We start from the raw sequence: 25,218 nt of genomic DNA on the forward strand, positions 1-25,218 counted from the left end.
GGTGTTTCAGCGTGTTCTTGCGATGACCGGCCATCGAGCCTACGGCCCGAGATCGCACAGGATGGCCGTGTTCGCCAGGCCGGTCACGCGTGGGGCGCGGTGATGCCCTGACCCAGGCCGCCGTCGACGGGCAGCTCGACGCCCGTGGTAAAGGTCGCGTCGAAGGCCAGGAACAGCGCCGCGCGGGCCACCTCTTCGGGCGTCCCGATGCGCTTCATGGGGGTGATCTCGCGGCCCTCCTGCGCGAAGGCGGCCAGGACCTCCGCGGAGGCGCCCGCGACGCCCATGGTCGGCGTCTCGATGAACCCGGGGCTCACCGCGTTCACGCGGATGCGCCTCGGCAGGAGCTCGGCGGCGAAGCCCTGCGCGAACGCGCGGAGCGCGGCCTTCGACCCGGCGTAGACGCTCATGCCGGGGTTGCCCCCCTCGTTGGCGATGGACGTCGTGACGACGATCGATCCGCCGTCCCGGATCATGGGAGCCAGGCGCTGCATCGCGAAGAACGCGCCCTTCGTGTTGACGGCGAAGGTCGCGTCGTACGAGGCCTCGGTCACCTGACCGAACGGCTCCAGGCTCGCCACGCCGGCGTTGACGAACAGGAAGTCGATCTCGCCGAGCCTGTCCTTCACGATGGCGCCGAGCGCGCCGATGTCCGCGAGGCTCCCCGCGTCGGAGCGCACGACGTGCGCCCCGCGGCCGAGCTCGCGCCGCGCCGCCTCGAGGTTCCGCTCGTTCTGGCCGGTGAGCAGCACCTCGGCGCCTCCGTCGAGGAGCGCCTTGACCGTGGCGAGCCCCATGCCGTGGGTCCCGCCGGTGACCACTGCCTTCTTCCCTGCATAGCTCTTCATGGCATGTCCTTTCTGCGATGAGGCGAATCCAACGAACCTGACGGTTCCAACGGACCTGACGAACCCGACGAATCAGGCCCCTTCACGCAGCACCTTGATGAGCGCGGCCGGAGACTCGTCACCGAGGCCCGCGGCCACGCCCTTCTCGAAGAGCCCCGCGGCGAACGCCGGAATCGCGCCGTCGATCCTCGCTTCCCGCGCCTGCCGCATGAGGATCTCGACGCCTCGCGCGCAGGTGTCCAGCGAGCTCTCCGAGCCATAGTAGGCCCCGCCCTGGATCACGTTGGCGTCGTGCTTGACCATCGCGCCGATGGCCGGAGCGACGTCGGCCAGCATCGAACCGAGGTCGGCCACGCGCAGGCCCTCCTCCTCGCAGATGCGGGCGCCGTGATAAAAGCCCAGGAGGCCCATGAACAGGTGCGAGAGGAACGCGAGGTCCAGGGCCGACGCCGCGCCCACGTTCTGACCGAGGTAAGGCACGGCGCCGGCCATCTTCTCGAGGAGCGGCTTGCTCTTGTCGTAGGCCGTGGTCGAGCCCGAGACGAGGATGGTGCTCTCGGGCTTCCCCATCTGGCTCGGGACAGCCAGGATCGCGCCGTCGAGGTAGTCGACGCCCCGCTCCTTCGCCCACGCCTCCCCGCTGCGGGCGTCCTGCGGGGTGCCCGTGCTGAGCTGGACGAGCACCTTGCCGGCGAGGGCGGCGGCGACCTCGCCCGGCTCCAGCAGGCGGTGTGTCGCCCGGTAGTCGGCGACGCAGACCACGGCGACCGGGCTCGCCTGCGCCGCCTCCGCCACGCTCGCCGCCGTCGCCGCGCCCTCCGCCACGAGCGGCTCGGCCTTCTCTCTCGTCCGGTTCCAGACGGTGACGCGCGCGCCGCGCTGGAGCAGCGCCCGCGCCAGCGCGATGCCCATGGGACCGAGACCGATGATCGAGACGTCACGCATACGATGTCCTCCGTTCGCGCCCCCGCGATGGATGGGGGGCGCTCGTGCTCGCCATGGGTGCGGCCCGCGCGCCCCGCCGTCGCGCACGTTCGGACGCGCGCAGAGCACGTTCGGACGGCCGTGGCGCGCAGCGCGGCGCCGTTGGATACTCGGGGGGCGATGCAAGCCCCCCGCACGCAGGAGCAGGCCGCGGGCGCGCCCCGGCCCCGCCTCGGGATGCGCCTGGAGGTCCTCACGACCCCGGCCGGCGTTGTCTCGCTCGAGGCCGCGGACGACCACCGGCTCCGGGTCCACGCGGGGTCGCCGGTCCGCGGGTGGTGCGGCGCGCACCGGTTCGTCTACACGCGCGGCGACGTCGACGTCCTCCCCGCCGGGTACTCGGACGTCTGGGAGGAGCAGGACGCGGGCACCTCGCTCATCCTGCGCCTGTCCCCTTCCCTCCTTCGCCGCGCGGCCGAGGACATGGGGCGCAACCCCGACACGGCCGGCCTCGATCTGCGCCACCAGCTCAGGGATCCGCAGGTCGAGCACATCGCCTGGGCGCTCGACGCCGAACGAGTGGCCGGGTATCCGAGCGGGCTGCTCTACACGGAGAGCCTGGGCCTCGCGCTCGCCGCGCACCTGCTCGGCCGCGCCCCGGCGCCGAGCCGGTCGCCGCGCGGGCTGTCGAAGCAGCAGCTACGGCGCGTGACGGCGTACATCGAGGAGCACCTCGATCAGCGCCTGTCCCTGGAGCGGCTCGCCGGCGTCGCCGAGATCAGCGCCTCCCACCTCAAGACCCTGTTCAAGCGATCGACCGGCCTGCCGGTGCACGAGTACGTCGTCCAGCGCCGCGTCGAGCGCGCCAGGGCGCTGCTGCTGCGCGGCGATCTGCCGGCCAGCCAGGTGGCGATCGAGGCGGGGTTCGCGCACCAGAGCCACATGGCGCGGTGCATGCGCCGCGTCCTCGGCGTGACCCCGACCGCGCTGGCGGGCCGCTCGCCCGCCCGCTGATCACCGCTTCACCGCGCCCGTCGCGCGCCGTCGAGCGCGCCAGCATCCTCCTCGTCCAGGCGGGCCAGCTTGTCGGGGTTGCGCACGATGTAGATGTTCGTCGCCGCGCCGTGCTCGTCGTAGGCGAAGGACACGCAGGCCGCGACCGCGCCGTCCTTCCGCAGGACGACGCCCCGCGCTCCGTTGATGTCCGTCGCGTCCCACGCGTAAGGGCTCCAGTACTCGCGGAGCGCGCGGCCGATGAAGTCGAGCACCTCGTCCTTGCCCCGCAGCACATGCAGGACGGTGGCGACCTTGCCGCCCCCGTCGGCGCAGAGCTCGATGTCGTCCGAGAGCAGCGCCGCGAGGTGGTCGGTGCCGCCGCTCGCGACGGCCGCCTGGAAGGCCTCGAGCAGCCGCTCCTGCCTGTCCAGCGGGGTCGTGTGCCGCGCCTTCGATTGCGCGATGTTGGCGCGCGCCCGCGAGACCAGCTTGCGACACGCGCCCTCCTGGATGCCGAGCGCCGTCGCGATCTCCGGATACGGCACGTCGAAGACCTCGTGGAGCAGGTACGCCGCCCGCTCCTTCGGGGCGAGGCGCTCGAGCACCAGCAGAAAGGCCGTCTGGAGCGACGACGCCAGCGAGAGCTTCTCGCCGGGATCGGGCTCGGCCGCGGCCTGGATGGGCTCGGGCAGCCACGCGCCCACGTAGTCCACGCGCGCGTGGCGGGCGGACCGCAGGAGATCGATGCACCGGCGCGTGCAGAGGGTCGTGAGCCAGGAGGCCGGGTTCTCGATCGCGCTCCTGTCGGCGCTCTGCCACTTCAGGTACGTGTCCTGCACCGCGTCCTCGGCCTCCGCGCGCGAGCCGAGGATGCGGTACGCGAGGCCGAGGAGCATCGGCCTCGCGGCCTCGAACGCGGAGGCGTCGTCGCGGGGATCCATCTCAGTGCCCTGACACCTGGATGCGGTTCCACAGGTTGATCATCGCCACGGCGGCGGTCAGCGCGCCGATCTCCCGGTCGGAGAAGTGTTCCCTGAGCCGCGCGCGGAGCGCCGCGTAGTCGGTCCGCCGGTCGAGGACGGTCAGGGCCTCGGTCCAGGCGAACGCGGCCCGCTCACGCTCGCTGAAATCGCGGACGTGCTCCCAGACGATCACGCGGTCGAGCCTGTCGTTCGTCTCGCCGTCCTGCCGCGCGTCCCTCGTGTGCATCTTCACGCAGAAGGCGCACTGGTTGATCTGCGAGGCGCGGAGCTGCACGAGGTGGATCAGCTTCCGGTCGAGGCCGTACCCGTCGATCACCTTGTGCACGCCGGCCAGCGCCTGCAGCACGTCCGGGATCGCCTGCTCGTACTTCACGGGGGATTGCTCGCTCATCGTCGTTCTCCTTGTCCTGGGCCGTTCGGCCCTCCCCCTGACGACGATCCAGCCTTCCCGTCTGTGACGTCTGACCGACACGCGTGCTCGCCGATCAATAATTTCGCTTTCACACGAATTTTACACCAATCCATCGAGAGCTCGCTGCGAGGAGCGCCGGCTGGGGAGCCCAGCGCGCCGCGAGCGCGACCCCTCTGCCACCCGAGCGCCTTCCGGTTACCCTGGTGAGATGAGCCTGGCAGCCTTCCTGTTGCGGATCGATCCCCGAGACGATGTGGCCGTCGCCGTGCAAGGCCTGGCGGCCGGCGATCCGGTGGCCGACGCGATCACCGCCCGTGTCGAGATCCCCGCCGGACACAAGGTGGCGCTGCGCGCGGTGGCCGCCGGCGAGCCGGTGCGGAAGTACGGGTGGCCGATCGGGCGGGCGACGGTGGACATCCAGCCGGGCGACCACGTGCACACGCACAACCTGGCCACCGCGCTCTCCGGCCTCGACACCTACGCCTACGAGCCCACGACCCCGGAGCCCCTTTCCGCCACCGAAGGCCGCACCTTCATGGGTTACCGGCGGAAGAACGGCCGGGTGGGCACCCGCAACGAGATCTGGATCCTGTCGACGGTGGGCTGCGTCTCGCGCACCGCCCAGAAGGTGGCCGCCGAGGCGGACAGACGCTTCAAGGGCCGGGTGGACGGGGTCTACGCGCTCACCCACCCCTTCGGCTGCTCCCAGCTGGGGGGCGACCTCGAGGCCACCCGCCGGATGACCGCGGCCCTGGCAGGCCACCCGAACGCGGGCGGCGTGCTGATCATCGGCCTGGGCTGCGAGAACAACCAGCTCGGCCTGCTCCTCGAGAGCGCCCCGCACCTCGATCGCGAGCGCCTGCGGTCCTTCACCGCCCAGGCGGCCGAGGATGAGATCGAGGCCGGCCTCGAGGCCGTCGAAGCGCTGGTCAGGATCGCCGAGCAGGACCGCCGCGAGCCCTGCCCCGCCTCCGACCTGGTGATCGGCCTCAAATGCGGCGGCTCGGACGGCTTCTCGGGGCTGACCGCCAACCCGCTCGTGGGCCGCATCGCCGACAAGGTCTGCGCCGCCGGCGGTTCGGCCATCCTGACCGAGATCCCGGAGATCTTCGGCGCCGAGCGCCTGCTCATGGCCCGCGCCGAGAGCGAGGCGGTCTTCGCGGACGTCGTCGGCGTGGTGAACGACTTCAAGAGCTACTTCATCGCCCACGGCGAGCCGGTGTCCGAGAACCCCTCGCCCGGCAACATCGCTGGCGGCATCACCACGCTGGAGGAGAAGTCCCTGGGCGCGGTGCAGAAGGCCGGCCGCGCCCCGGTGACCGAGGTGGTCCGCTACGGCGGGCAGATCCGCGGCAAGCCGGGCGTGGCTCTGCTGGAGGCCCCCGGCAACGACGCTGTCTCGTCCACGGCGCTCGCCGCCTCCGGCGCGACGGTGATCCTCTTCACCACCGGCCGGGGCACGCCGCTTGGCTTCCCCGTGCCGACCCTCAAGCTCGCCACCAACTCCAGCCTGGCCCAGCGCAAGAAGCGCTGGATCGACTTCGACGCCGGCCGCGTCGCCTCGGGCGAATCCATGGACGCGACCGCCGACGCCCTGATGGACCTGGTGCTGGCCACCGCCTCGGGCCGCCCGACGCGCGCCGAGGAGAACGACGAGCGCGAGATCGCGCTCTGGAAGCGGGGCGTCACCCTCTGAGCCTGGAGCGCCGCCCGGGGGCCGCGCTCGGCCTCGCTCCGCCGCACGTCGAACGGCCCGCCCAGGACCGCTGGAACGTTAGGTCACCTCGTGGCGAGCGGTCTTGATCCGGAGAGGCTCGATCTGGAGCGGCTCGATCTTGCCGACGATGAAGAGGTAGCTGAACGCGCCGAGCAGGCAGAAGCCGCCCGCCACGACGAGCGGGATCGTGAACGAGCCCTTGGTCACCGAGACCATCACGCCGGTGAACGTCGTGATGACGATGCCGGCCAGGTTCGACGCAAAGTTCTGGATGCCGCCGATCGAGGCCACGTGGCGCGGCGTGGGCGCGACGTCGCCAGGAAGGGACCAGACGCTGGCGCCGGCGAACGCGAGGCTCGAGTACGAGATGCCGAAGAGGATGAGCATCAGCGTCACGTTGGACGTCAGTGACGACAACGTGATCACCGACGACACGAGCATGCCGCCGACCATGCAGGTCTTGCGCGCGGCGGTCAGGCTCCAGCCGCGGCGATAGAGCGCGTCGGAGACGAGGCCGCCGATCCAGCCGCCCGGGATCGCCATCAGCGCGGGGACCATGCCGAGCGTACCGAGCGCCTTGAGCGAGAAGCCGCGCGTCTGCACGAGATAGCTCGGGAACCACGTGATGAAGAAGTAGTTCGTGAAGTTGAGGCAGAAGAAGCCGAGCATCATGCCCCAGAGCGTGCGATTGCGGAAGAGCGACGCCCACGACACGTAGTTCTGCGCGTCCCTGGCGGGCGCTGCGTGGACGACGTCGACCTCGCCCGTCATGTCGCCGTGGGAGGGGCTGCGGTAGATGATGACCCAGCCGAGGATCCACACCGCGCCGAGCAAGCCCGTGATGATGAAGGCCGCCTTCCATCCGAGCGTATCGACGATGAGGGCGACGAGGGGGATCGACAGCGCCGAACCGACGCGCGCACCGCTATCGAAGATCCCCGTCGCGAGCGCGCGCTCGCGCGGCTTGAACCACTGGCTCACCAGCTTGGCGCAGGCCGGGTAGGCGCCGGCCTCGCCGGCGCCGAGCAGCAACCGGCAGCCGAACATGGCCGCGACGCTCGACGCGCCGGCCGTGGCCACGGTGAAGAGCGACCACCAGCCGACGGCGATCGGCAGCGCGATACGCCCCCCGACACGGTCGATGAACCAGCCGAACGGCATCTGCATGAGCGCGTAGGTCCAGAAGAAGCCGCTCATGATGAGGCCCATCTGGGCAGGGCCGATGCCGAGCGCCTTCTCTATCTCGGGCGCCGCGACCGCCAGGTTGGCGCGATCGATGTAGTTGAGGGCGACGGCGAGAAAGCACAGGAGAAGCACGACCCAACGCATCTTTCTCATCTGCATGTCTCCTTGGCGGGCCGTGTGTGGCAGCCTCACACGCTCATGCGGGCACGGTTGCGCGGAGCGACGCGCGCAGTCGAGGTTGCTCGAGGTTCAAGCCGAGCTCGCGGGCGAGCTCGATCACCGGACCGAAGCGCCGTCGCTTCTTCTCGGCGTGGTTGCGCGCGATGTCGGAGAGCCGGTGATCGAGGAACGGGTTCTCGAAGCGCTCGCGCACCTCGTCGAGGTAGGCGCGCGCGGCGGCGCCCTTGCCGAGCGCATCGAAGACGGGCACCACCTCGTCGCGCCAGAGCGCCTCGAGCTCGGGGCGCAAGGCCGGATCGCGCATCGCGCGCCGCGTGTTCTCGTCGGCGGGGCGCCCGTCCGTCTGCCAGCGCTCGGCGAGGTAGGTGTGCCCGAGGTTCAAGAGCAGCAGCTTCAAGCGCTCGTAATGGGGCAGGTCGTCCGTCACGATCATCGCTTCATGCCGGCACGGCAGCACCATGCCCTCGCGCCGCTCGATCGCCCAGAGCGCGTAGGGCTCGGCGATCGCGCCGACCGGGCGGATCGGCTCGGAGACGATCCGGTCGACGAGCGAGTTCACCCAGACGCACGTGTGCTCGACGTAGCGCAGGAAGGCGGCATCGGCGCCCCACTGGCGCGCGACGCCGGCGACGAGCGCGCGCAGCGTGTCGCCGTTGTTCGACACGAGCTCGCAAGGCAGCAGCGTGAGCGGCGCGCCGCCCGCCTCGAAGCGCGCGCGCAAAAGGACGACGAGCTTCGCGACGAACCCGCGCGGCACGCCCGCGCCGGGCGCGAGCAACGCCGCCGTGTCCTCGGGAAAACAGGCGTATCCGCTGTCGCTCGTGTTCGAGAGCACGACGCGCGCATCACGCGCGAAACGCTCGCGCACGAGCGGCCAGTCGGTGTTCGCGTCGAGCGCTTCCGTGATCGAGCTGCACTCGATCGTCGCGTCGACGACCTCCTGGCGGCGCAGCCCGCGGATCCGCACGGGGTAACGCCCCTGTACGCGCAGCGCGTCGATGCGCGCGCGGCTCTCGGGGTTCGATGTGGTCTGCACCACGGTGACCGTCCCGAGCGCGTCGCCGGCCTGAAGCGCCTCCGAGATGAAGAAGTCCGCGTGAGCCTGCAAGAACCGGCTCGTGCCGAACTGGAGAATCGGATTGCCCATGTCAGTTGCTCCGGCGGCTCGGTCGGCGCGCGCTCACGACACGCCGACCATGATCTTGGAGGTTCGACCGGGGCAGGCAGCCCAGTCGGCGAGCGCGTCGGGCACGCCCTCGATGGGGATCGATCTCGAGATCAGGAGGTTCGGGTCGAACGTGCGCCGCTCGAAGAAGGCGATCACGTCCGAGAACTCGCTCAGGCAGTTGCGCGAGCCGAGGATGTCGAGCTCCTTCATCACGAACAGCTTGGTCTCGTAGCTCACCGGCTCTTTGCCGTACCCGATGTACACGACGCGACCGCAGAACTTCACCCACTCCACCGCGTTGCGGTACGTCGCCGTCGCGCCCACGGCCTCGATCACGACGTCCGGCCCGTCGCCGTTCGTCAGGTCCATCACGCGCTCGCGCGCATCGGCGTTCGCGAGCACCGCCTCGCGCGCGCCGAGCGCCCTGGCGAGCGCGAGCTTCTCGTCCTGCGTGTCGAGCGCGATCACGCGCGCGCCGCGGCTCACCGCGCCGGCGATGGCGCCGAGCCCGACGCCGCCGCAGCCCATCACCAAAACGGTCTCCTCGGCCTCGACGCGCCCCCGCGCCGCCGCGTGAAAGCCGACCGAGAACGGCTCGACCAGCGCGAGCTCCGTGAGGTTCAACTTCCGTGACGTGAAGAGCTTCTGGTACGGCACGGCCACGAGCTCGGTCAGCGCGCCGTCGCGCTGCACGCCCATGGTCTTGTTGTCGCGGCAGGCGTTGCGCCGCCCCGCGCGGCACGAGGGACACACGCCGCACGCCGTGTACGGCGTGAACGTGACGTCGGTCCCGACGCGCCAGTCCGCCTCGACGCCGGAGCCGAGCTCCACGATCGTGCCGGCCACCTCGTGACCCAGCACCCGAGGGTACGTCACCATCGGGTTCTTGCCGAGGAACGTGTTCAGGTCGGAGCCGCACAGACCGACCCGCCGCACGCGGATCAACACCTCGTCGTGCGCCGGCTCAGGCTCGCGGATCTGGGTCACCTGCGCAGCCGACGGACCCGTGATCGTCAGGGCTTTCATGCTGTCATTGCCTCACCGAGCGACTTGGTTCATTCGCGGCTTTCACGGCGCGCTCCGCAGCCGGGGCCGCTTCGTTACTGCAACAGAGAAAACACAGCGGCACGTCGACTGGCAGGAGCCGAGGCGACGTGGTGTTTCTTCACGAGCCGTGCGTGGGGCCGCAGGCGCCCCCGCCGTGGCGTTCGGGACGCCCCTGTTCAGGGATGACGCGCATAGAATCTCAGTGCGTTCTTGAACATCACCTTGTCACGCGCCTCCTGACCGAACTCCTTGAGGTAGAGCTCGGCAACCTCGATCTGCGAAGCGAGGCTGCCACCCATGTCGACCACAGGCCAGTTGCTGCCCCAGATCAGCCGGTCTTCGCCGAAGGCCTTCATCAGCACGTCGAAGTGGGGCTTGTACGCCGCGACGTCGGTCGGCGCCTTCCAGGGATCGTCCTCGGTGGCGGCCGGGTTGTACATGTCGAAGAACGACGAGAACTTGATGTAGATGTTCGGGTGCTTGCCCAGCCGCTCCATCGCATCGACCCAGGCCGGATCCGGCGTCGCCCCTTTCGCGCCCGCGAGGTGGTCGATGATGATCCGGAGCCTGGGCACCGCGGTCGCGAGCGCCTCGACCTTGTCCTTCGGGTTCAAGGTGCCGCGGCTGATGATGTCGAGCGTCATGCCCTTGGCCGCGAGCTCCTCCAGCGAGGCGAGCTGCTTCTGGTCGAGCGTCAGCTTCGGGCTCCAGAGGAAGCCGCGGATGCCGACCACGCGCGGGTCCGCGGCGAGGCGCGCCAGATCGGCGCTGAAGGTCGGCGAGCCGATCTCGAGCTGCGCGACCAGGAACTTGAAGAAGCCGTTGCCCTTCATCATCTCGAGGACCTTGAGGTTGTCCTCGACGACGGGGCTGGCCTCGACGACGCCGGTGCCGATGATGCCATTCTGCTTCGCGATGGCCTCGTACTCCGCGGGCAGCACGTCGCGGTAAATCGGCTTCTGCTTGGCCTCCGGCCAGACGACGCCGCCTGGCCGCGTGACCTGGTAGAGATGGATGTGCGTGTCGAGGATCGGGCCGCGCTGCTCCGCCGGCACGGCCAGCGGGGGCGCCGCTTTGCTCGTGTCGTCCGCCGTCTCCGGCGTCGGCGCGGTGGTCGAGGAAGACGACGCGCACGCCGCGAGCGGCGAGAGCGCCATCGTCAGGCACAACGTGGCGAAGTTCGCTTTGATGCTCGTGAGCATTTTCAGGTGGAGCCTTTCGGAGTCGGTGCCGGACTCGATCCCGAGAGCGAAGGTGCCGGCACGCATGACGACCGCCTCAGGGCAAAGCCGACGTATTGTTCTCGATGAGACAGTTCACATCACATCAACCGCAAGGTGACAGCGCTACTTGCTCAGCTCTTCGATGGCCGCGGCGAGCTCCGCGGGGGGCAGCGCGTCGGCGGCGCGCCAGGGCGGCATGCGCAGCGGCGAGGTCGCGGGCTCCTGCAAGCGATGGATGGCCCGGTCCTTCATTTCTCGCGACATGCCGTCCAGGTTCTTCACGTTGAACGCGGCGCGGCTCAGCGCCGGGTTCCCGCGACCGTCGTGGCAGCGCGAGCAGAGCTGCGTGAGCACGGCGCGCCCGCTCGCCCCCGGCGGCGGCACCAGGCCGAGCTTCACCTTCGCGTCCTCGGAGAAGAGGTCGCGCGGGTCGAGGAGGGATTCTCGCGGGGCCGCGCCCATCACCACGTCGAGGTAGGACCTGGTCCGCTCCGCGCGCAGCGCAGGATCCGTCACGTCCGCGAGCGGGTAAGGCACCGAGATCGAATCACCCGCCAGCGACACGGCGAACTGCTTCTCCCAGGTCGGGCTCGACGGGCCGGCCTTGATCTCGGCCTCGATGCGCGGGTCGAACACGTTCGGCTGCGCCGCCTGGCCCTCGGCGACGAGCAACGCCTCGAGCTGCGCGCCGCTGCCCTCGTCGAGGGCATTCTGGATGGTCGCGATGGGGATGCCGCCGTACTGCGTGTCGCGCGCGTGCGCTTCCACGAACTGCGCCGTGAGCACCCGATCGGACTCCGTGCGCTGCACGAAGCGCTGCGGGAACCAGTGCAGCCAGGGGAACTCCAGCTCCTGCATGCGCAAGATCTTCGTCGTGCCGTGGCCGCCGGGCTGGTGGCACGAGCGACAGTCGAACGACGTATTCTCGACGTCTTCCTCGCTGTAGACGCTGAACGCGGTCCAGCCGTGCTCTATCTCCTCGGTGAGCAGGCTCGCGAGATCGCAGCTCCCGTCGTAGTCACACTGCCGCTCGAACGTGAGCAGGTAGAAGTTGTAGTCGCCGCTCGAGAGGTCGCGGCTCACGATCTCGACGAAGGGCTCACCACGAACGAAGCCGATCGCGGTCATTTCAGCCGGCCTTTCGCGCATCTCGGTCACGCGCGGAAAGACGATGATGCGCGGATTGATGGCGGAGACGGCCCGCTTCACGAGCGAGGTGGAGTTGCCGGTGAGCGCGAAGGCGCGGCTCTCGTCGAGGTTCGCGACCTCGAGCAAGCTGGCGAAGTCGGTGATGTCCGGTCGCGGCGTGGCGCACACCGCCTGGAAGAAGCTATCGCCGCGCGGCGTGGCGCAGAGCGCGCGGAGCTGCGCCTCGCGTGTGGGTAGGGCCAACAGCTCCGGGTCGGGAGCGCTCACGGGCGGCAGCGTGTCCCAGTCGACCGCCGCCTGGTCCGTCGCCATCTCCTCGCCGATCTCGCCGACGCACGCCGGCAGCAGCAGCGAAACCAAGCACAGCCTCGGAAGGTGCTTCATGACGGCCTCCTGCGGCGGGCGCCGATCGCCATCGAGCTGGCCACGAGCGCGAAGGCCAGGAGCGGCGCGCGACCGTCGGAGGGCCCGCCCCCCGCGCTGCAGCCCAGGCCCAGGAAGCCTCCGGCCTCGCTCGGCGCCGGCTGGTCCTCGCTCGGCTCCGCCTCGACGGTGCCGTCCAGCTGCTGCACGTAGGCGATGAGCTGCCCGAGCTCGGCTTCGCTGAGCCCGCTGGTGAAGGCGTGGCGATCTTCGGGGTTGGCCGTGACGAGGACGTCGCGCAGCGTCGGCGCCGAGCCGTCGTGCAAGTACGGCGCCGTCTCCCACACGCCGTTCAACGTCGGCGTGTCGATGCCGAACAGCGGCTCACCGGCGCGCAGCCCGGAAGACGGCTTCACGGTGCCGACGTCGTGCAGCTTGCCACGCGCGCTGTCGGTCCCATCGGGACCCGTGTGGCAGAAGCCACAACCCAGGCGCTGGAAGATGGCGCGGCCCGCGACGCCGTCCTCGGTGAGCGAGCCGTCGGCGTTGCGGAAGGGGCTCGGGCGGTACGTGTCGAGCGAGCCGAGGAACGCCGCCAGCGCATCGAGCTCGGGGCTCAGCCCGGCCTTCTTGTCGCCGCGCGGCGTGGCGACGGTGCCCGTGGCGAGCTGCTCGGCGCCGAGGAAGCCCTTGCCGCCGAACAGGTCGCGGATGTTGTCGTCAGCGTCCTGGATCTCGTCGAAGCTGCCGCTCCAGTTCGTGTTGCCGTGGCCCGTGCCGCGCCGTCCGACCAGCGAGACGGTGTTGCGAAGCCCCTCCCCCACGCTGCCGAAGTCCCAGACTCGCCCGTCCTCCGCGCCGTCGAAGTGACACGACGCGCAGCTGATGTAGCCCTGATCGCTCATGCGTATGTCGGCCGAGTTGAAGAACAGCTGCTTTCCGCGCAAGACCTGCGCGTCGAGCCTCTCCGCGGCGACGGTCGGAATGTCGGCCAGCTTCTTGGTGATGAGATCGTGCGAGCTGACGATGTCGGCGACGTCGTAGACCGCCACCGTGCGGCTGAGCGATGCGTGGACGAACAGCCTGTCGGTCTCGGTCAGCGCCAGGCCGCGCGGCGCAAATCCCGTCTCTTTCAGCGCGGTCACGAACTCGCCCGTGTAGGCGTCGCGGACCTCCACCAGGGCCGAGCCGGCGACGCTGACGAACGCGTAGTCGCCGAGCGGCGTGAACACGACCTGGTTGGGCAGGTTGCGGTCGTCCAGATCGATGCGCCGCGCGACGTCCTCGGCGCCCTCCGCGACGTTCAGCAGCGCCACGAGCGGCCGCACCGTGTTGTCGTCGGTGAGCGCGAGCTGATCGCGGAATGGACCGCGGAAGATGTTGTCCTTCTTGCCCGGCACCCACGCGAACAAGCCGTCGGGCGAGAGCCCCACCGAGAACAGGTAGTTCGGCAGGCCACGCCCCTGTTGATCCGTGTCCTCCGTCGTGGTGTCCGCCGCGAGCTCGAAGCGCGTGCTCACCTGGAAGGTCGCCGCGTCGATGCGCGCCACCTCGCCGTGGCTGTCCTCGGAGATGAAGCGCGTGACGTAGACCTGCGCGCCGTCGTGCGACACCGAAACGCCCCGCGGCGTACCGCCCAGCGCCAGCTCGGCCACGACCGCGCCGCTCGCCACGTCCAGCTTCAGCAGCTTGCCGACCGCCATCAGCGTCACGTACGCGGCGTCCCCGGTCGGGCTGATCGCGAGGCCCATCGGCTGCGACGCGTACGGCAGCATGACCTCGCTCTCCACCGCCAACGACGCGGTGTCGATGATGGAGAGCGAATGCGCGTCGCGGTGCAGCACCCACAGCTTGCCTTGCGCCGTGAGCGCGAGCCCGACCGGGCCGCGCGCCACCGGCACCTCCGCGAGCCTGGTCATCGCGCCCGTGTCGAGCACGCTCACGCTGTCGTTCTCGTAGTTGGCCGTGTAGATCTTCGCGTTCGGCCGGTCGTAGACGAGATCGGTCGAGCCCGCCGCGCTGCCCGTGACGAGCGGCCGGTGCACCGTGTGCACGAACGCGACGCTGGTGAACCCGACATCGTCTTTGACCGTCGCCAGCACCGGGTAGTGGCCGGGCGCAGCGTAGGTGTGGACCTGCTGCACGTCGCCGACCGTGAACTCCGTGCGTGTCTCGTCCCCCATGTCCCAGCGCACCTGCACGGGGCCGACAGCGTCGCCGATCGTCAGGTCGAACGTGACGGCCTCGCCCATGAGCGAGGGCGCGCGCTCGGGGACGCTGGCCGTGACGGCGCGCGCCTCGGCCGGCCAGGCCGCCGCCCAGCAGATGCCCGCGAGCAGGCCGAGGAGCTTCGGCAGCGAGCGCATCGCTCAGGGACCGGTCGTGAACGTTGACTTGAACTCGGCCGCCATGCCGTTGCCGACGAGATCTTTCATGCCGTCCTTCGGCAGGATGACCTCGTAGGTGGTGTTCGGCATCAGCTCCTCGTCGGGGTCGAAGTTCACGATGCCCATGTACAGGCCGAACGTGCCCTTCACCGGCGCGCCGCCCACCGGTCGGACGATGAAGCTGCCCGGGTGAACCGTGGCGAGCTCGATGTTGTCGGTGAGGCTGAGACCGACGCGCGATTTCCTGGTCACACCGGTCGCACCGCTCTTCGGCAACACCGTGTCCACCGCCGGGGGCGTGGTGTCCGGATCCGTGGAGTGCGCGGCGATGACCATGCCGCGGTAGGGCAGCTCGTCGTCGGCCAGCACCAGCAGGCTGCCGACCGCGATCGAGAACTGGTCGTCGCCGTTCTCGAACTCGAGCCGGCCCCAGATTCGATTCTCGATCGACATCCGCTGGATGTCGTGCACGTCGATCTTGGAGACGCCGGCGTCTGGCCGCAGGTGACCCAGGAACAGGTAGCCGTCGGAGAAGCTCACGTACTCGGACCCAGCGGGGTAGCCCTTGGCCCTGAACGCCGAGTCGGGCAGCGTGGCGAGGGGTGAATTGGCCGAGCCGATGTCGGTGGGATCGGTCAGCACGTCCCACACGCGCAGCGGCGACTGCACGTAGACGTGCTTGCCGTACAGCCCACAGATGTAGCTCTTGCTCGGGGTGATGAAGTCGAGCGCGACCGGGTTCATCGGGTCGCTGATGTCCATCGTCGCGATGCCGCCGTTGTCCTTGGGCGTCGTGATGACGAGCGTATTGCCGACGGCCCACAGCGGACCGGCGCTCACGCCGCCGAACTGCGAGATCGGAACTTTCTTCACGAACCGCACGTTCTCGGGATCCGCTGCGTCAAGGATGTGCAGGCCCGTGTTGGTGCCGCCGATGTAGATGACGCTGCCCTGCCAGTACATGCCCCACACGGAGTCGGTGAAGTCGCCATAGTTGATGCCCTCGAGCCGGACGAGCCTCACGTGACGAGGCGCGCGGGCGTCGGTGACGTCCCAGATGTCGACGCCGGTGCCCGAGGTGGTGACCTGGTAGAACTTGTTGCCGTAGCGTGCGAGCGAGGTCTGGTGCGACTCCGCCTCCCCGACGCCCTTGGGCCCTCCCCTGGGATCGAAGCCAGGGCTCTGGATGCGCGAGAGCATCCTCGGATTGGTCGGGTCGGCGATGTCGTAGAAGACGATCTCGGCGTTGCCGGCGCCTTGAACGTAGCCGTTGACGACGATCGGCTGGTTCTGGTGGTGGTCCTTCTCGAGCGTCGGCGACACCAGGCCGTCTCGCCAGCTCTGACGCGGCAGGTTGACCTTGCTCGCCGGCATCGGCATGTTCGGGATCTTGCCTTCCGGGGCGGTGATCATGTCCGGGTCGACCTCGCCCGAGCCGCCGCTGCCGGCCGTGGCGTCTCCGCCCGAGCCGCTCGTGGAGCTGCTTGTCGTGGAGCTGCTTGTCGTGGCTCCTGTCACCGGCATCGGCGCTGCGCCGCCGCTGCCACTCACCACGGTTGATGTGTCGCCGGAGCCGCCGCCGTCATTCCCTTCCGGCGTCGCGCCGGGACCGCCGCCGGAGCACGCCGCGAGCAGGGCGGCGAACGCAGGAGAGCCGAGCCAACGCATCCCTATCCTCTTCGAACGCATTCCTGACCTCTTCTCTGCCGCGTGAGTCATGATCAATGGTCAATCTGCGGGGACCTGGAGCCGACGATATCCACCGCGATCCTGCGGACGCACGGGGGCACAGCCGCAAGCCGCACAGCCGCAAGCCGCACAGACGCAGAAAGCGCCCCCGTCAGGACCGAATGTGAACGTTCACATTACTCGTGTCAAGCTCGATCGACTGCACGTGTTTTGACGCGATTGACGCGTTCCGGCGGCTCGACCAGGGGCCCAGCTCGATCGTGCAGGCGCTCGTCACTGGGCCATCGAGGACGCGCGGCGCGGCGATTCAGTCGGCTCGGACGCTGTCGGCGCAGGGGACGGTTGGTCCTCCCCCGCTACCGTGTCGGCATTCATCAAAAAGTTGCACCCATTCTGAATGATGCCCGGGAACATATAAGGACACACCAGAAGCTCGTGAACGGCTCGCCGTCGAACCAGCGCTCACGCACGTGCGCGCCACATTGTTCCAGACCGCGCGGAATCGCCTCCACCTGCCGGAGCGATCCGCGCGGGCCTCATGTCGACTCCACCACCTCGATCCCGAGGCGTACCTGCGCGACGTGTTCGACGCGGCGCTCTGGAGGAGCCCCGCCAGCCCGGTCCCCCCCTCGGGATCGAGGCTACCCGCGGGCCTGTCGATTGGCGTTGACGTGGATCGTGTGAACGTTCACAATACGGCCGAACGTATCCGCCTATCTCGCCACGTTCGGGTCGTGACACGCGCACCGAGGCGCTCGCGTCGGATCGATCTTGCTCGATCCCGGCACCGGTTCCTTTCGCCCGGTCGTCGCGGGGGCGACTCCTGATCGACGTTGATCGGCGTTCTGGCAGGGTGATCCGCCGGAGCACACGGCAAGCAACGCTTGTTCGACGAATGACGTGGCTCGCCCACGCCGCATTCAGTCTGAAACAGCCCCCTGCCCCGACCGCATGGAGCCGTGCCCGCGCTCGCGTCGTCGGCGTGAATCGTTGAATTTCGTGACAACTTCTTTGAAATCCGTTGCCCGCGAGGAATCATGCAAAGATCAATCAAGCGTACCCTTTACGCGGCTCTGGTCGGCCTCTTGCCGCTGGGCGGTGCATGCTCGGGCGGGTCCGACCCCGGCCCGGGCGCCAGCGGCACGGCGTCCAGCGCCGCTGGCACCACCGGGGTGGGAGGCGGTGGATCCGGCGCGACCGGCGGCGGCGACGGCGGCGGCGGCGGTTCGGGAGGCCAGGGAGGCGGCGACCAGCTGGAGTGCCCGCCTGCGCCCCCAGAGACCGGGCTCTACGCTGCCGACGCCGCCGGCGTCACCTTCAACCTGGAAGGCGGACTGCTGAGGCTGGAGGTCTGCAACGAGAGCATCATCAGGGTCCAGTACGCCACGGCTCCTTCGCTCCCTGAGAAGACGTCTCTGTCTGTCAACAACAAGTGGGGCACACCGAGCTTCTGCGTGACGGAGAGCTCCGGGACCGTGACCATCACCACCTCACGCCTCAAGGCCAGCGTCGACACGACAAGCGGCCTGGTCACATACGCCGACTTGAACGATGACGTCCTGCTGTCGGAGGACAGCAAGACATTGACCCCCGTGACCGTCGAGGGGGTCAGCACGAACCGCGTCGAGACGGTCTTCGACTCACCCGCCGACGAAGCATTGTTCGGTCTCGGCCAGCACCAGGACGGCGTGATGAACCGCAAAGGGACGACCCGGCGCATCATCAACGTCAACACCGAGATCAACATCCCGATGCTGGTATCCAACAGGGGCTACGGCGTCTTCTGGGACAACTATTCCACCTCGGAGTTCGACGGGACAGAGGCCAACGACACCAAGTACAGCTACGTGTCCGAGGCCGGCGAGATGGTGGATTATTACTTCTTCTATGGCCCGAGCATCGACCAGGTCGTGGCCCGGTACCGCACCGCGACCGGCGCGGCCCCGCTGTTCCCGAAGTGGGCCTACGGGCTCTTCCAGTCCAAGGACAAGTACGGCAGCCAGTCCGAGCTGCTGAGGGTCAAGGACGGCTACCGCGACAACAACATCCCTGTCGACTGCATCGTCCAGGACTGGGACTACTGGACGCCGCACGCGTGGGGCTCCCACTTCATGGATCAAGGCCGCTACCCAGATCCGGCAGCTCTCATCGACGAGATGCACAAGGACAACGTTCACACGATGATATCGATCTGGCCGCTGTATCAGCGCGTGAACACGGAGAAGAAGGCGGGAGAGATGGACAACTACAAAGCGCTCGACCAGATCGGAGCGCTGTTCGCCAGCGGCGGCACCCACCATTTCTATGACACCCTCAACCCCGCCGCCAGAGCGCTGGTGTACCAGCAGATCCACGATCGCCTCCTGGAGCCGCACGGCTGGGACGGCATCTGGGCCGACAATACCGAACCTCAAGGCTATCCAGACCGCGTCGACGTGCGGGCCGCCGACACCGCGCTCGGCAAGGGGGCGCTGTACGTGAACGCTTATCCCCTGGGGCACGCCCAGGGGCTGTACGAGCACTGGCGTACGACCGGCCCGAAGGAGAAGCGGGTCTACGTCCTCAGCCGCAGCGCCTTTGCCGGGCAGCAGCGGTATGCCACGACGTGCTGGTCGGGCGACATCGACAGCGATTTTCCCACCTATACCAGGCAGATCCCTGCGGGGCTCAATTTCTCGCTCGCGGGGATGCCCTACTGGACCACGGATATAGGCGGGTACTGGGGCCACAACGTGGACTGGACCACCAGCGCGAACAATGAGCTCTTTACCCGCTGGTTCCAGTATGGCGCCTTCTCCCCGATCTTCCGGATCCACGGAGGCGGCTCGAGGGAGCTGTACAGCAACAGCTGGAGCGCCGCCACCAAGGCCAACCTCCTCAAGATCGACAACCTGCGCTACCGGCTGATGCCGTACATCTACTCCTTGGCGTGGAAGGTGACCAGCGAAGGCTACACCATGATGCGTCACCTGGTCTTCGACTACCCCAACGACGAGAAGGTGTTCGACATCAAGGATCAGTTCCTGTTCGGCCCTGCCTTCCTCGTCAATCCGGTGACCACCGCGGGCGCTACCAGCCGCTCCGTCTACCTCCCCGCGGGGACCTGGTACGATTTCTGGACAGGCTCGACGACAGACGGCGGGCGCACGGCTTCGGTCCCTGCGCCGCTGAGCGAGATCCCGCTCTTCGTCAAGGCGGGCTCGATCGTCCCCATGGGTCCCGATATCCAGTATGCGACGCAGAGCATCGATCCGGTGGAGATCCGGATCTACGCAGGCCAAGACGGGTCCTTCACCCTGTACGAGGACGAGGGCGACGGCTACGACTACGAGGGCGGCAAGTACTCGACCATTCCGCTCACGTGGGATGAGTCTGCCAGGAAGTTGACCATCGGCGCGAGGACGGGGAGCTACAGCGGAATGCCGGCCAGCAGAACGTTCAAGATCGTGTGGGTGGGATCCAACCATGGCGCCGGCGTCGGTGTCACCGCTGCTGCAGATCAAGTGGTCGCGTATGACGGCTCCGAGGTGGTTGTGACAGCAAACTGAGCGACGGCTGCTGGCGCTCTCGCCGACGCACCCTGCCACGGCGCCGCCCAGGCCCGCCCCCCGGCGCCGGCCGCCGTGTGAAGACTCACATCAACAGCATGATTTCCTTCTCGACCCACCGCCGCTCCTCGTCGATTGCCCCCTACCGCTTGACAGCTTGATCCTCGACCTCGTATCACGATGGATCGAGCATGGACTCCGGGAGGCCAGGCGCTCTGCATCGCTTCCGTTCGAGGGTGCTTGGCTCGCGCACGGCGGACGACGCCTGTGCTGGTTGGAAGCCGGGCTGCGCGTGGGCGTCGCGTCCCGGCTCTCGGCGTCGCGCTCGCCCGCGGCGCCGGGTCACTCGGTGTCCGTCACATGCCACACCCGGAAACGATGTCGCGGGAGGAGGGACTCTGACGCAGGGGTGCCGCGCGCGATCGAACGAACACGGACGAGGAGGAGTCTCATGACGATGATTGGACGATATCGGACGGCGGTTTTCGGGCTCCTGATGACGACGGCGTGCGGGTCGAGCGATGCCATCGACGCTGGCACGGAGGTCGGACGCATCGATCGGCCGCCGACGCCGGAGAGCGAGTTCACTCCGGTTGAGCTCGAGGCGACGATCGATCGTCTCATCGCCGTGCTCAACGAGAGCACGATCGAGGAGAGCACGATCGAGCCGATGCAGATGGTGGTCCTGCTGAAGAACCTCGACACCTTCTTCGAGCCGATCGCCACGGGCGCGAGCCGAGCCATGGGGGAGCTCGATGTGACGGGGAACGTGCTCGGGCCCACCGACCAGTCGGGCGATTCCACGACATCGCAGGACATCCAAAATCAGCAGATCGAGCAGGCGGTGGCGGGTGGCGCCGAGGGGATCGGCGTCTCGCCCTACGGCGACGTCAACGCCGCCGCCGTCGACGATGCTGTCGCGAACGGGGTCCACGTGGTGACGCTCGACACCGACGTGGCGACCTCCAAGCGCTCGCTCTATGTCGGATTGCTCAACACGCAAGCGGGAGCCACGGCGGGGAAGACCCTGCTCGCGATGCTGCCCCCGCCTCCAGGTACGGTGGTGATCCACGGCACCATCGCGGAAGACTGGGTCGACGGGTATGCTCGGACGCAGGGAGCCCTGCAGGAGATCGAGGCAGCCGGTTACACGCCCCTGGTGAGCCAGGCCGCCTTCTTCGCCGACGAGGCCTACGACGTCGACGCGATGAAGGGCCAGATCGAGGCCGCGGACCCGCCCGTCGTCGGTATGGTCGGCCTGTTCAACATCTCGTACAGGTGCGTGATGGGCGCAGACGCCGCGGGCATACCGGACGTCCCCATCGTCGCGTTCGACTTCGATCCCAGGACCGTCGCCTACATGCGCGAGGGGCGCATCAAGGCCACACACACCCAGCGGCAGTACTACGAGGGTTACCTCGTGCCCTACATCCTCTATAGCATCAAGACCATCGGCCTCGACGCGACAAGGGAGGTCCTCGCCCCGCTGATGGACGGCGACAGCCGGGTCGACATCGGCCTCGACGTGGTTCCGTCGGGCAAGCTCGACGCTTACAACACGTTCCTCGACGAGATCGGCGCAGTTCAGTAGCGGGGTCGCCGCTCGGGGGAGACCTCGCGCGGCGCCGGCGGGCGCTCGACGCGCGAGGATCCCGGGTCCGGCCCGGCAGCGCCGGGGAGGCTGCAAGACCCTCGCAAGACCGCTTGCAAGACCGAGGACGGGCGAGGGGCGGACATGCCCGGAGAGGGCCGGCGGAGGGCGCCTCCGCTTGCCCCCGCGCGCCCGGGCGTGCGAAGCTGCGCCCCCTCGGCAAGGAGGTCTTCGTGGCAAGGTTGTTCGAGCCCTTTCGCTTGAAGGACATGACGCTGCGCAACCGCGTGGTCGTCTCTCCCATGTGCCAGTATTCCTCCGTGAACGGGCATGCCACCGACTGGCACCTTGTTCACCTGGGCTCGATGGCGAGGGGGCCGGCGTACGGCCACTGGCTCAAGCGCTGAGGAGAGCGGCCCGCGCCATGACGACCCGCAGCAGGAGCGGGCGCCTCGCGCCGCCGGCGGACGAGGTGTTCGCCGCCAGGAAGCGCAAGCCGGTGCCGCACGAGTTCGTGCTCGAGGCGCTCGCGCCGCTCAGCCCCGAGACGCGGCCGCTGTTCGGCTGCCTGGCCGTCTACGTCGGAGAGAAGATCGTCCTCGCCCTGCGCGACAAGCCCGGCGCCTCGCCGGACAACGGCGTCTGGCTGGCCACGAGCGAGGAGCACCACGCGGCCTTGCGCCCGGAGTTCCCGAGCATGCGGAGCATCGAGGTGCTCGGGAAGAGCGTGACGGGCTGGCAGGTGCTCCCGGCCGACGCGCCCGACTTCGAGGAGGCCGCGCTGCGGGCCTGCGCGCTCATCGAGGCGGGCGACCCGCGCATCGGGAAGGTGCCGGGCGAGAAGCGCAAGCGGGACGACTCGCCGCGGGCCGGGGCAGCGACGAAGAAGGCGGCGGCGAAGAAGGCGGCGGCGAAGCTGCCCCCCGAGACGGCCGCGACGAGGCAGCCTGCGAAGCGCGCGACGAAGCTGCCCGCGAAGAAGGCGGCGAAGCTGCCCGCGAAAGGCGCGGCCAAGGTGCGCGCGACCCGCCGCGCGCGCGGGTGAAAACGGCGTTCGAGGCGATTGCCGGTCCGACGGCCCGGGTCGTGGCGCCGTGAACGAAGGGACGCCCGGAGATCGGCGCCGGCTCACGGGGCGTCGGAGAACGCCAGCCAGTAGGCGAACTCGTGGGCCGGCTCCGCAACCTCGAACGAGCGAAGATTCCGGAACCTGTATTCACCCGCGTGCGCGCCGGTGACGTGGATCGAGGCTTCCTCGCCGGCGTGCAACGTCACCGAGGACGGGAGCGCGTCCGGCATCGAGAACCGCATCGCATACACCGGATTGCCGGCATGGGGCGAGAAGCAGACGTCGATGCGCTCCACCGTGAAGGGGTCGAACGCGGCGGTGAGCGAGTTGGGTCCGCCGGTGACGAGACGGTCGTGCGCCGCGAGCCAGATGCGATCGTCGCTGGCCACAGGGTTCGAGAGGTCGGCCCAGATGGGGACGTTCTCGATGTAGAGGTGCATCGCGGTGTAGTCGGCGTAGGGGTCCGTCACGCGCTGCGACTGGAAGTCGAGCTGCACGAACGTGCCCTCAGGAACGAGCACATCGGGCAATCCACGCGCCGCGAGCGCCAGCACGATGGGCGATGGGTCGCAACCCACGTTGGGCGGGCACGCGTCGATGGTGATCGCGCCCGAGGTGGATGAGACGACTCGCCCCCGGAGCGAGATCTCCGTGGGAAACGCGTCCGCGTCGTCGTCAGGGTCTCCGGGCGGGAACGGGTTGCCGTCCGGCGTGGTCAACGACCACGTGATCCGATCCATCGCCGGGATCGAGCACTCGACCCCGCCGCTGCCGCCTGCGCCGCCGCTGCCGCCGGAACCCGCGCCCCCGCGGCCGCTTGCGCCGCCGCCCGCGCCCCCGCTGCCGAGGAGCTCGGAAGCGGAGCAACCGGCGAGGAGCGAGGTGGAGAGCATGATGCCAAGAAGAAGGTTGCGGTCCGTCGTCGTCCTCTGCGTCATCGCGAGCGTTGTGCCGCGAAAATCAGCCTCTTCGCCATACCGAAGAGGAGGAAGACGCCGTCGCCAGCGAAACGCCGTGCCAGGAGCGGTCGTGCCACGCCGGGCACTTCCCTGGCCGCGGCGAACCCCCGGGCCGCTGAGCGCAGCGGAGTTTCACCGCGGGCGGCCGGATGTGGCAGCATGCGCGCCGGAGGAACCCACCGTGCGCCTCGGGATCGATTTCGGAACCACGCGGACCGTGGTCGCGTGCTGCGACCGCGGGAACTACCCCGTCATCAGCTTCCAGGACGCGGCCGGGGACACCGTGGACTTCTACCCCTCCGTGGCGGCCGAGCGGCAGGGGGAGCTCCGGTTCGGCTTCGACGCCCTCGCGGTCGCCTCGGATCCTGAGTGGACCGTGCTCCGGTCGTTCAAGCGCGTGCTCTCGGGCCCCCGCGCGTCGCCCGACTTCGAGGTCGAGATCGGCAGCACGAAGCTCCGCGTGCTCGACCTCCTGACGCTGTTCCTGAGGTCGCTCCGCGACGCCGTCCTGCACCGGTCGAACCGGCCCAGGAAGAAGACGGACGACGACGGGCGGCTCATCTGCGTGGTGGCGACCCCGGCGAACGCGCACGGGACGCAGCGCTTCGTGACGCTCGACGCCTTCCGCCGCGCCGGCTTCGAGGTCATCGCGCTCCTGAACGAGCCCTCGGCCGCCGGCTTCGAGTACACGCACCGCCACCGCAGCACCATCACGTCGAAGCGCGAGCACATCGTCGTCTACGACCTCGGGGGCGGGACGTTCGACGCGTCGCTGGTCCACATGACCGGCCGGAGCCACGACGCCGTCGCGACCGCCGGGCTGAACCACCTCGGCGGCGACGACTTCGACGCCGCGCTCGCCGCGATGGCGCTCGAGGCGGCCAAGCTCGAGCGCGAGGACCTCCCGGCGCGCGCGCTCGCCGGGCTCGCCGACCAGTGCCGCGAGGCCAAGGAGCGGCTCAACCCGAACTCCCGGCGGATCGTGATCGACCTGGACGCGTGCCTCGGCGAGCTGGCGCCCGCCCACGAGGTGACGATCTCGGCGTCGGACTTCTACGACCGGTGCGTGCCGCTCGTGGAGGCGACGATCACCGCGATGCAGCCGGTGATCGCGCGCCTCGACGCCGGCGCGGGCGAGGCGCTCGCCGACATCGCGGGGATCTACGTCGTCGGCGGCGCGAGCTCGCTGCCCGTCGTCGCGCGGACGCTGCGCGAGCGCTTCGGGCGGCGCGTCCATCGGTCCCCCTACCCCTCGGCGGCGATCGCGATGGGCCTCGCCATCGCCGTCGACGAGGACGCGGGCTTCGAGCTCTCCGACCGGCTATCGCGCCACTTCGGGGTGTTCCGGGAGAGCAGCGGCGGCGACGAGGTGGTCTTCGATCCGATCTTCGATCGCGAGGCGCGCGTCCCCTCGAGCCAGGAGGCGCCGGTGGTCTCGCGCCGCGTGTACCGGGCGGCGCACAACGTCGGCCGCTACCGCTTCGTCGAGTGCGCCTCGCTCGACCGGCTCGGCGTGCCCCACGGCGACATCACCGCCTTCAGCGAGGTCGTGTTCCCCTTCGACCGGAAGCTCCGCGACCGCGCCGCCGAGCTCGCCGCCGTGACCGTGGAGCGCATGGGCGGCGAGGGGCCGCTGATCGAGGAGCAGTACGCGATCACGCCGCACGGGATCGTCGAGGTCACGATCACGGACGTCGAGGCGGGGTACCAGCGCGTCTACCAGGTCGGGGCGTGAGCGCCGCGCTGGCCAGCGCCGCTCGTCGCGCGGCCGGGGGCGCGA

18 protein-coding genes and 1 pseudogene are annotated in these 25,218 nt (G+C 69.2%); 7 read left to right on the top strand and 12 right to left on the bottom strand.

The genetic code is table 11. The features are described 5' to 3' along the window. Positions 1-83: 83 nt before the first annotated feature. Both WME96_RS20705 and WME96_RS20710 read right to left on the bottom strand, forming a co-directional pair. Entirely contained in the window at positions 84-848 is a 765-nt protein-coding gene (locus WME96_RS20705; RefSeq protein WP_437291812.1) for an SDR family oxidoreductase, read from the bottom strand. A 72-nt stretch (positions 849-920) separates the two neighbouring features. Continuing rightward, a complete protein-coding gene (locus WME96_RS20710) occupies positions 921-1,793 on the bottom strand; it encodes an NAD(P)-dependent oxidoreductase (RefSeq protein ID WP_437291813.1) in 873 nt (290 codons plus the stop codon). 159 nt (positions 1,794-1,952) lie between these two features. On the opposite strand from WME96_RS20710, the gene WME96_RS20715 reads away from it, so the two are divergent. Beyond that, positions 1,953-2,786, top strand: coding sequence for a helix-turn-helix domain-containing protein (locus WME96_RS20715; protein ID WP_437291814.1), 834 nt, complete (start codon positions 1,953-1,955; stop codon positions 2,784-2,786). An 8-nt stretch (positions 2,787-2,794) separates the two neighbouring features. Here WME96_RS20715 and sigJ read toward each other — a convergent pair whose 3' ends face one another. Together sigJ and WME96_RS20725 are read right to left on the bottom strand one after the other, a co-directional pair. Continuing rightward, positions 2,795-3,709 (bottom strand): RNA polymerase sigma factor SigJ, encoded by a 915-nt coding sequence (gene sigJ, locus WME96_RS20720; RefSeq protein ID WP_437291815.1) that lies wholly within the window; start codon positions 3,707-3,709, stop codon positions 2,795-2,797. Position 3,710: 1 nt separating this feature from the next. Then, positions 3,711-4,142 carry a carboxymuconolactone decarboxylase family protein gene (locus tag WME96_RS20725; protein ID WP_437291816.1) on the bottom strand — a complete coding sequence of 144 codons (432 nt, stop codon included), beginning with the start codon at positions 4,140-4,142 and terminating at the stop codon, positions 3,711-3,713. Between the two features lie 229 nt (positions 4,143-4,371). Here WME96_RS20725 and WME96_RS20730 point away from each other — a divergent pair, with 229 nt between their 5' ends. Then, positions 4,372-5,859, top strand: coding sequence for a UxaA family hydrolase (locus tag WME96_RS20730; protein ID WP_437291817.1), 1,488 nt, complete (start codon positions 4,372-4,374; stop codon positions 5,857-5,859). Positions 5,860-5,937: 78 nt separating this feature from the next. Here the strand turns inward: WME96_RS20730 and WME96_RS20735 are convergent, their stop codons facing one another. From WME96_RS20735 to WME96_RS20765, 7 genes are all read right to left on the bottom strand, one after another. Continuing rightward, positions 5,938-7,218: an MFS transporter gene (locus tag WME96_RS20735; RefSeq protein WP_437291818.1), complete on the bottom strand. Its 1,281-nt coding sequence runs from the start codon at positions 7,216-7,218 to the stop codon at positions 5,938-5,940. A 43-nt stretch (positions 7,219-7,261) separates the two neighbouring features. Beyond that, on the bottom strand, positions 7,262-8,392 hold the full coding sequence (locus WME96_RS20740; RefSeq protein WP_437291819.1) for a mannitol dehydrogenase family protein: 1,131 nt from the start codon (positions 8,390-8,392) through the stop codon (positions 7,262-7,264). Between the two features lie 33 nt (positions 8,393-8,425). Continuing rightward, positions 8,426-9,439: a zinc-binding alcohol dehydrogenase family protein gene (locus tag WME96_RS20745; protein WP_437291820.1), complete on the bottom strand. Its 1,014-nt coding sequence runs from the start codon at positions 9,437-9,439 to the stop codon at positions 8,426-8,428. A gap of 197 nt (positions 9,440-9,636) precedes the next feature. After that, positions 9,637-10,662 (bottom strand): amidohydrolase family protein, encoded by a 1,026-nt coding sequence (locus tag WME96_RS20750; RefSeq protein WP_437291821.1) that lies wholly within the window; start codon positions 10,660-10,662, stop codon positions 9,637-9,639. Positions 10,663-10,806: 144 nt separating this feature from the next. Further along, entirely contained in the window at positions 10,807-12,216 is a 1,410-nt protein-coding gene (locus WME96_RS20755; protein ID WP_437291822.1) for a c-type cytochrome, read from the bottom strand. Then, positions 12,213-14,561 carry a PKD domain-containing protein gene (locus WME96_RS20760; RefSeq protein ID WP_437291823.1) on the bottom strand — a complete coding sequence of 783 codons (2,349 nt, stop codon included), beginning with the start codon at positions 14,559-14,561 and terminating at the stop codon, positions 12,213-12,215. The genes WME96_RS20755 and WME96_RS20760 overlap by 4 nt, the downstream gene beginning before the upstream one ends. A 3-nt stretch (positions 14,562-14,564) precedes the next feature. Then, positions 14,565-16,250 (bottom strand): Ig-like domain-containing protein, encoded by a 1,686-nt coding sequence (locus WME96_RS20765; protein ID WP_437291824.1) that lies wholly within the window; start codon positions 16,248-16,250, stop codon positions 14,565-14,567. A 1,058-nt stretch (positions 16,251-17,308) separates the two neighbouring features. Here WME96_RS20765 and WME96_RS20770 point away from each other — a divergent pair. The 4 genes and pseudogenes from WME96_RS20770 (at position 17,309) to WME96_RS20785 (ending at position 22,455) form a co-directional block, all read left to right on the top strand. Then, positions 17,309-19,819 carry a glycoside hydrolase family 31 protein gene (locus tag WME96_RS20770; protein WP_437291825.1) on the top strand — a complete coding sequence of 837 codons (2,511 nt, stop codon included), beginning with the start codon at positions 17,309-17,311 and terminating at the stop codon, positions 19,817-19,819. 451 nt (positions 19,820-20,270) lie between these two features. Then, complete coding sequence (locus WME96_RS20775; RefSeq protein WP_437291826.1) at positions 20,271-21,410, top strand: substrate-binding domain-containing protein; 1,140 nt, start codon at positions 20,271-20,273, stop codon at positions 21,408-21,410. Between the two features lie 233 nt (positions 21,411-21,643). Continuing rightward, positions 21,644-21,793 (top strand): annotated as a pseudogene (locus WME96_RS20780) (NADH:flavin oxidoreductase/NADH oxidase); the annotation flags it as partial. Positions 21,794-21,834: 41 nt separating this feature from the next. Then, on the top strand, positions 21,835-22,455 hold the full coding sequence (locus WME96_RS20785; RefSeq protein WP_437291827.1) for a hypothetical protein: 621 nt from the start codon (positions 21,835-21,837) through the stop codon (positions 22,453-22,455). An 83-nt stretch (positions 22,456-22,538) separates the two neighbouring features. Here WME96_RS20785 and WME96_RS20790 read toward each other — a convergent pair whose 3' ends face one another. Next, positions 22,539-23,417 (bottom strand): hypothetical protein, encoded by an 879-nt coding sequence (locus WME96_RS20790; RefSeq protein WP_437291828.1) that lies wholly within the window; start codon positions 23,415-23,417, stop codon positions 22,539-22,541. Between the two features lie 202 nt (positions 23,418-23,619). Between WME96_RS20790 and WME96_RS20795 the strand changes: the two genes are divergently transcribed. Beyond that, positions 23,620-25,173, top strand: a complete 1,554-nt coding sequence (locus tag WME96_RS20795) for an Hsp70 family protein (protein ID WP_437291829.1) — start codon at positions 23,620-23,622, stop codon at positions 25,171-25,173. The last annotated feature ends 45 nt before the right edge of the window (positions 25,174-25,218 follow it).

The organism is Sorangium sp. So ce406, from assembly GCF_051474675.1.
In the GTDB taxonomy this organism is placed as follows: Bacteria; Myxococcota_A; Polyangia; order Polyangiales; family Polyangiaceae; genus Sorangium; species Sorangium cellulosum_G.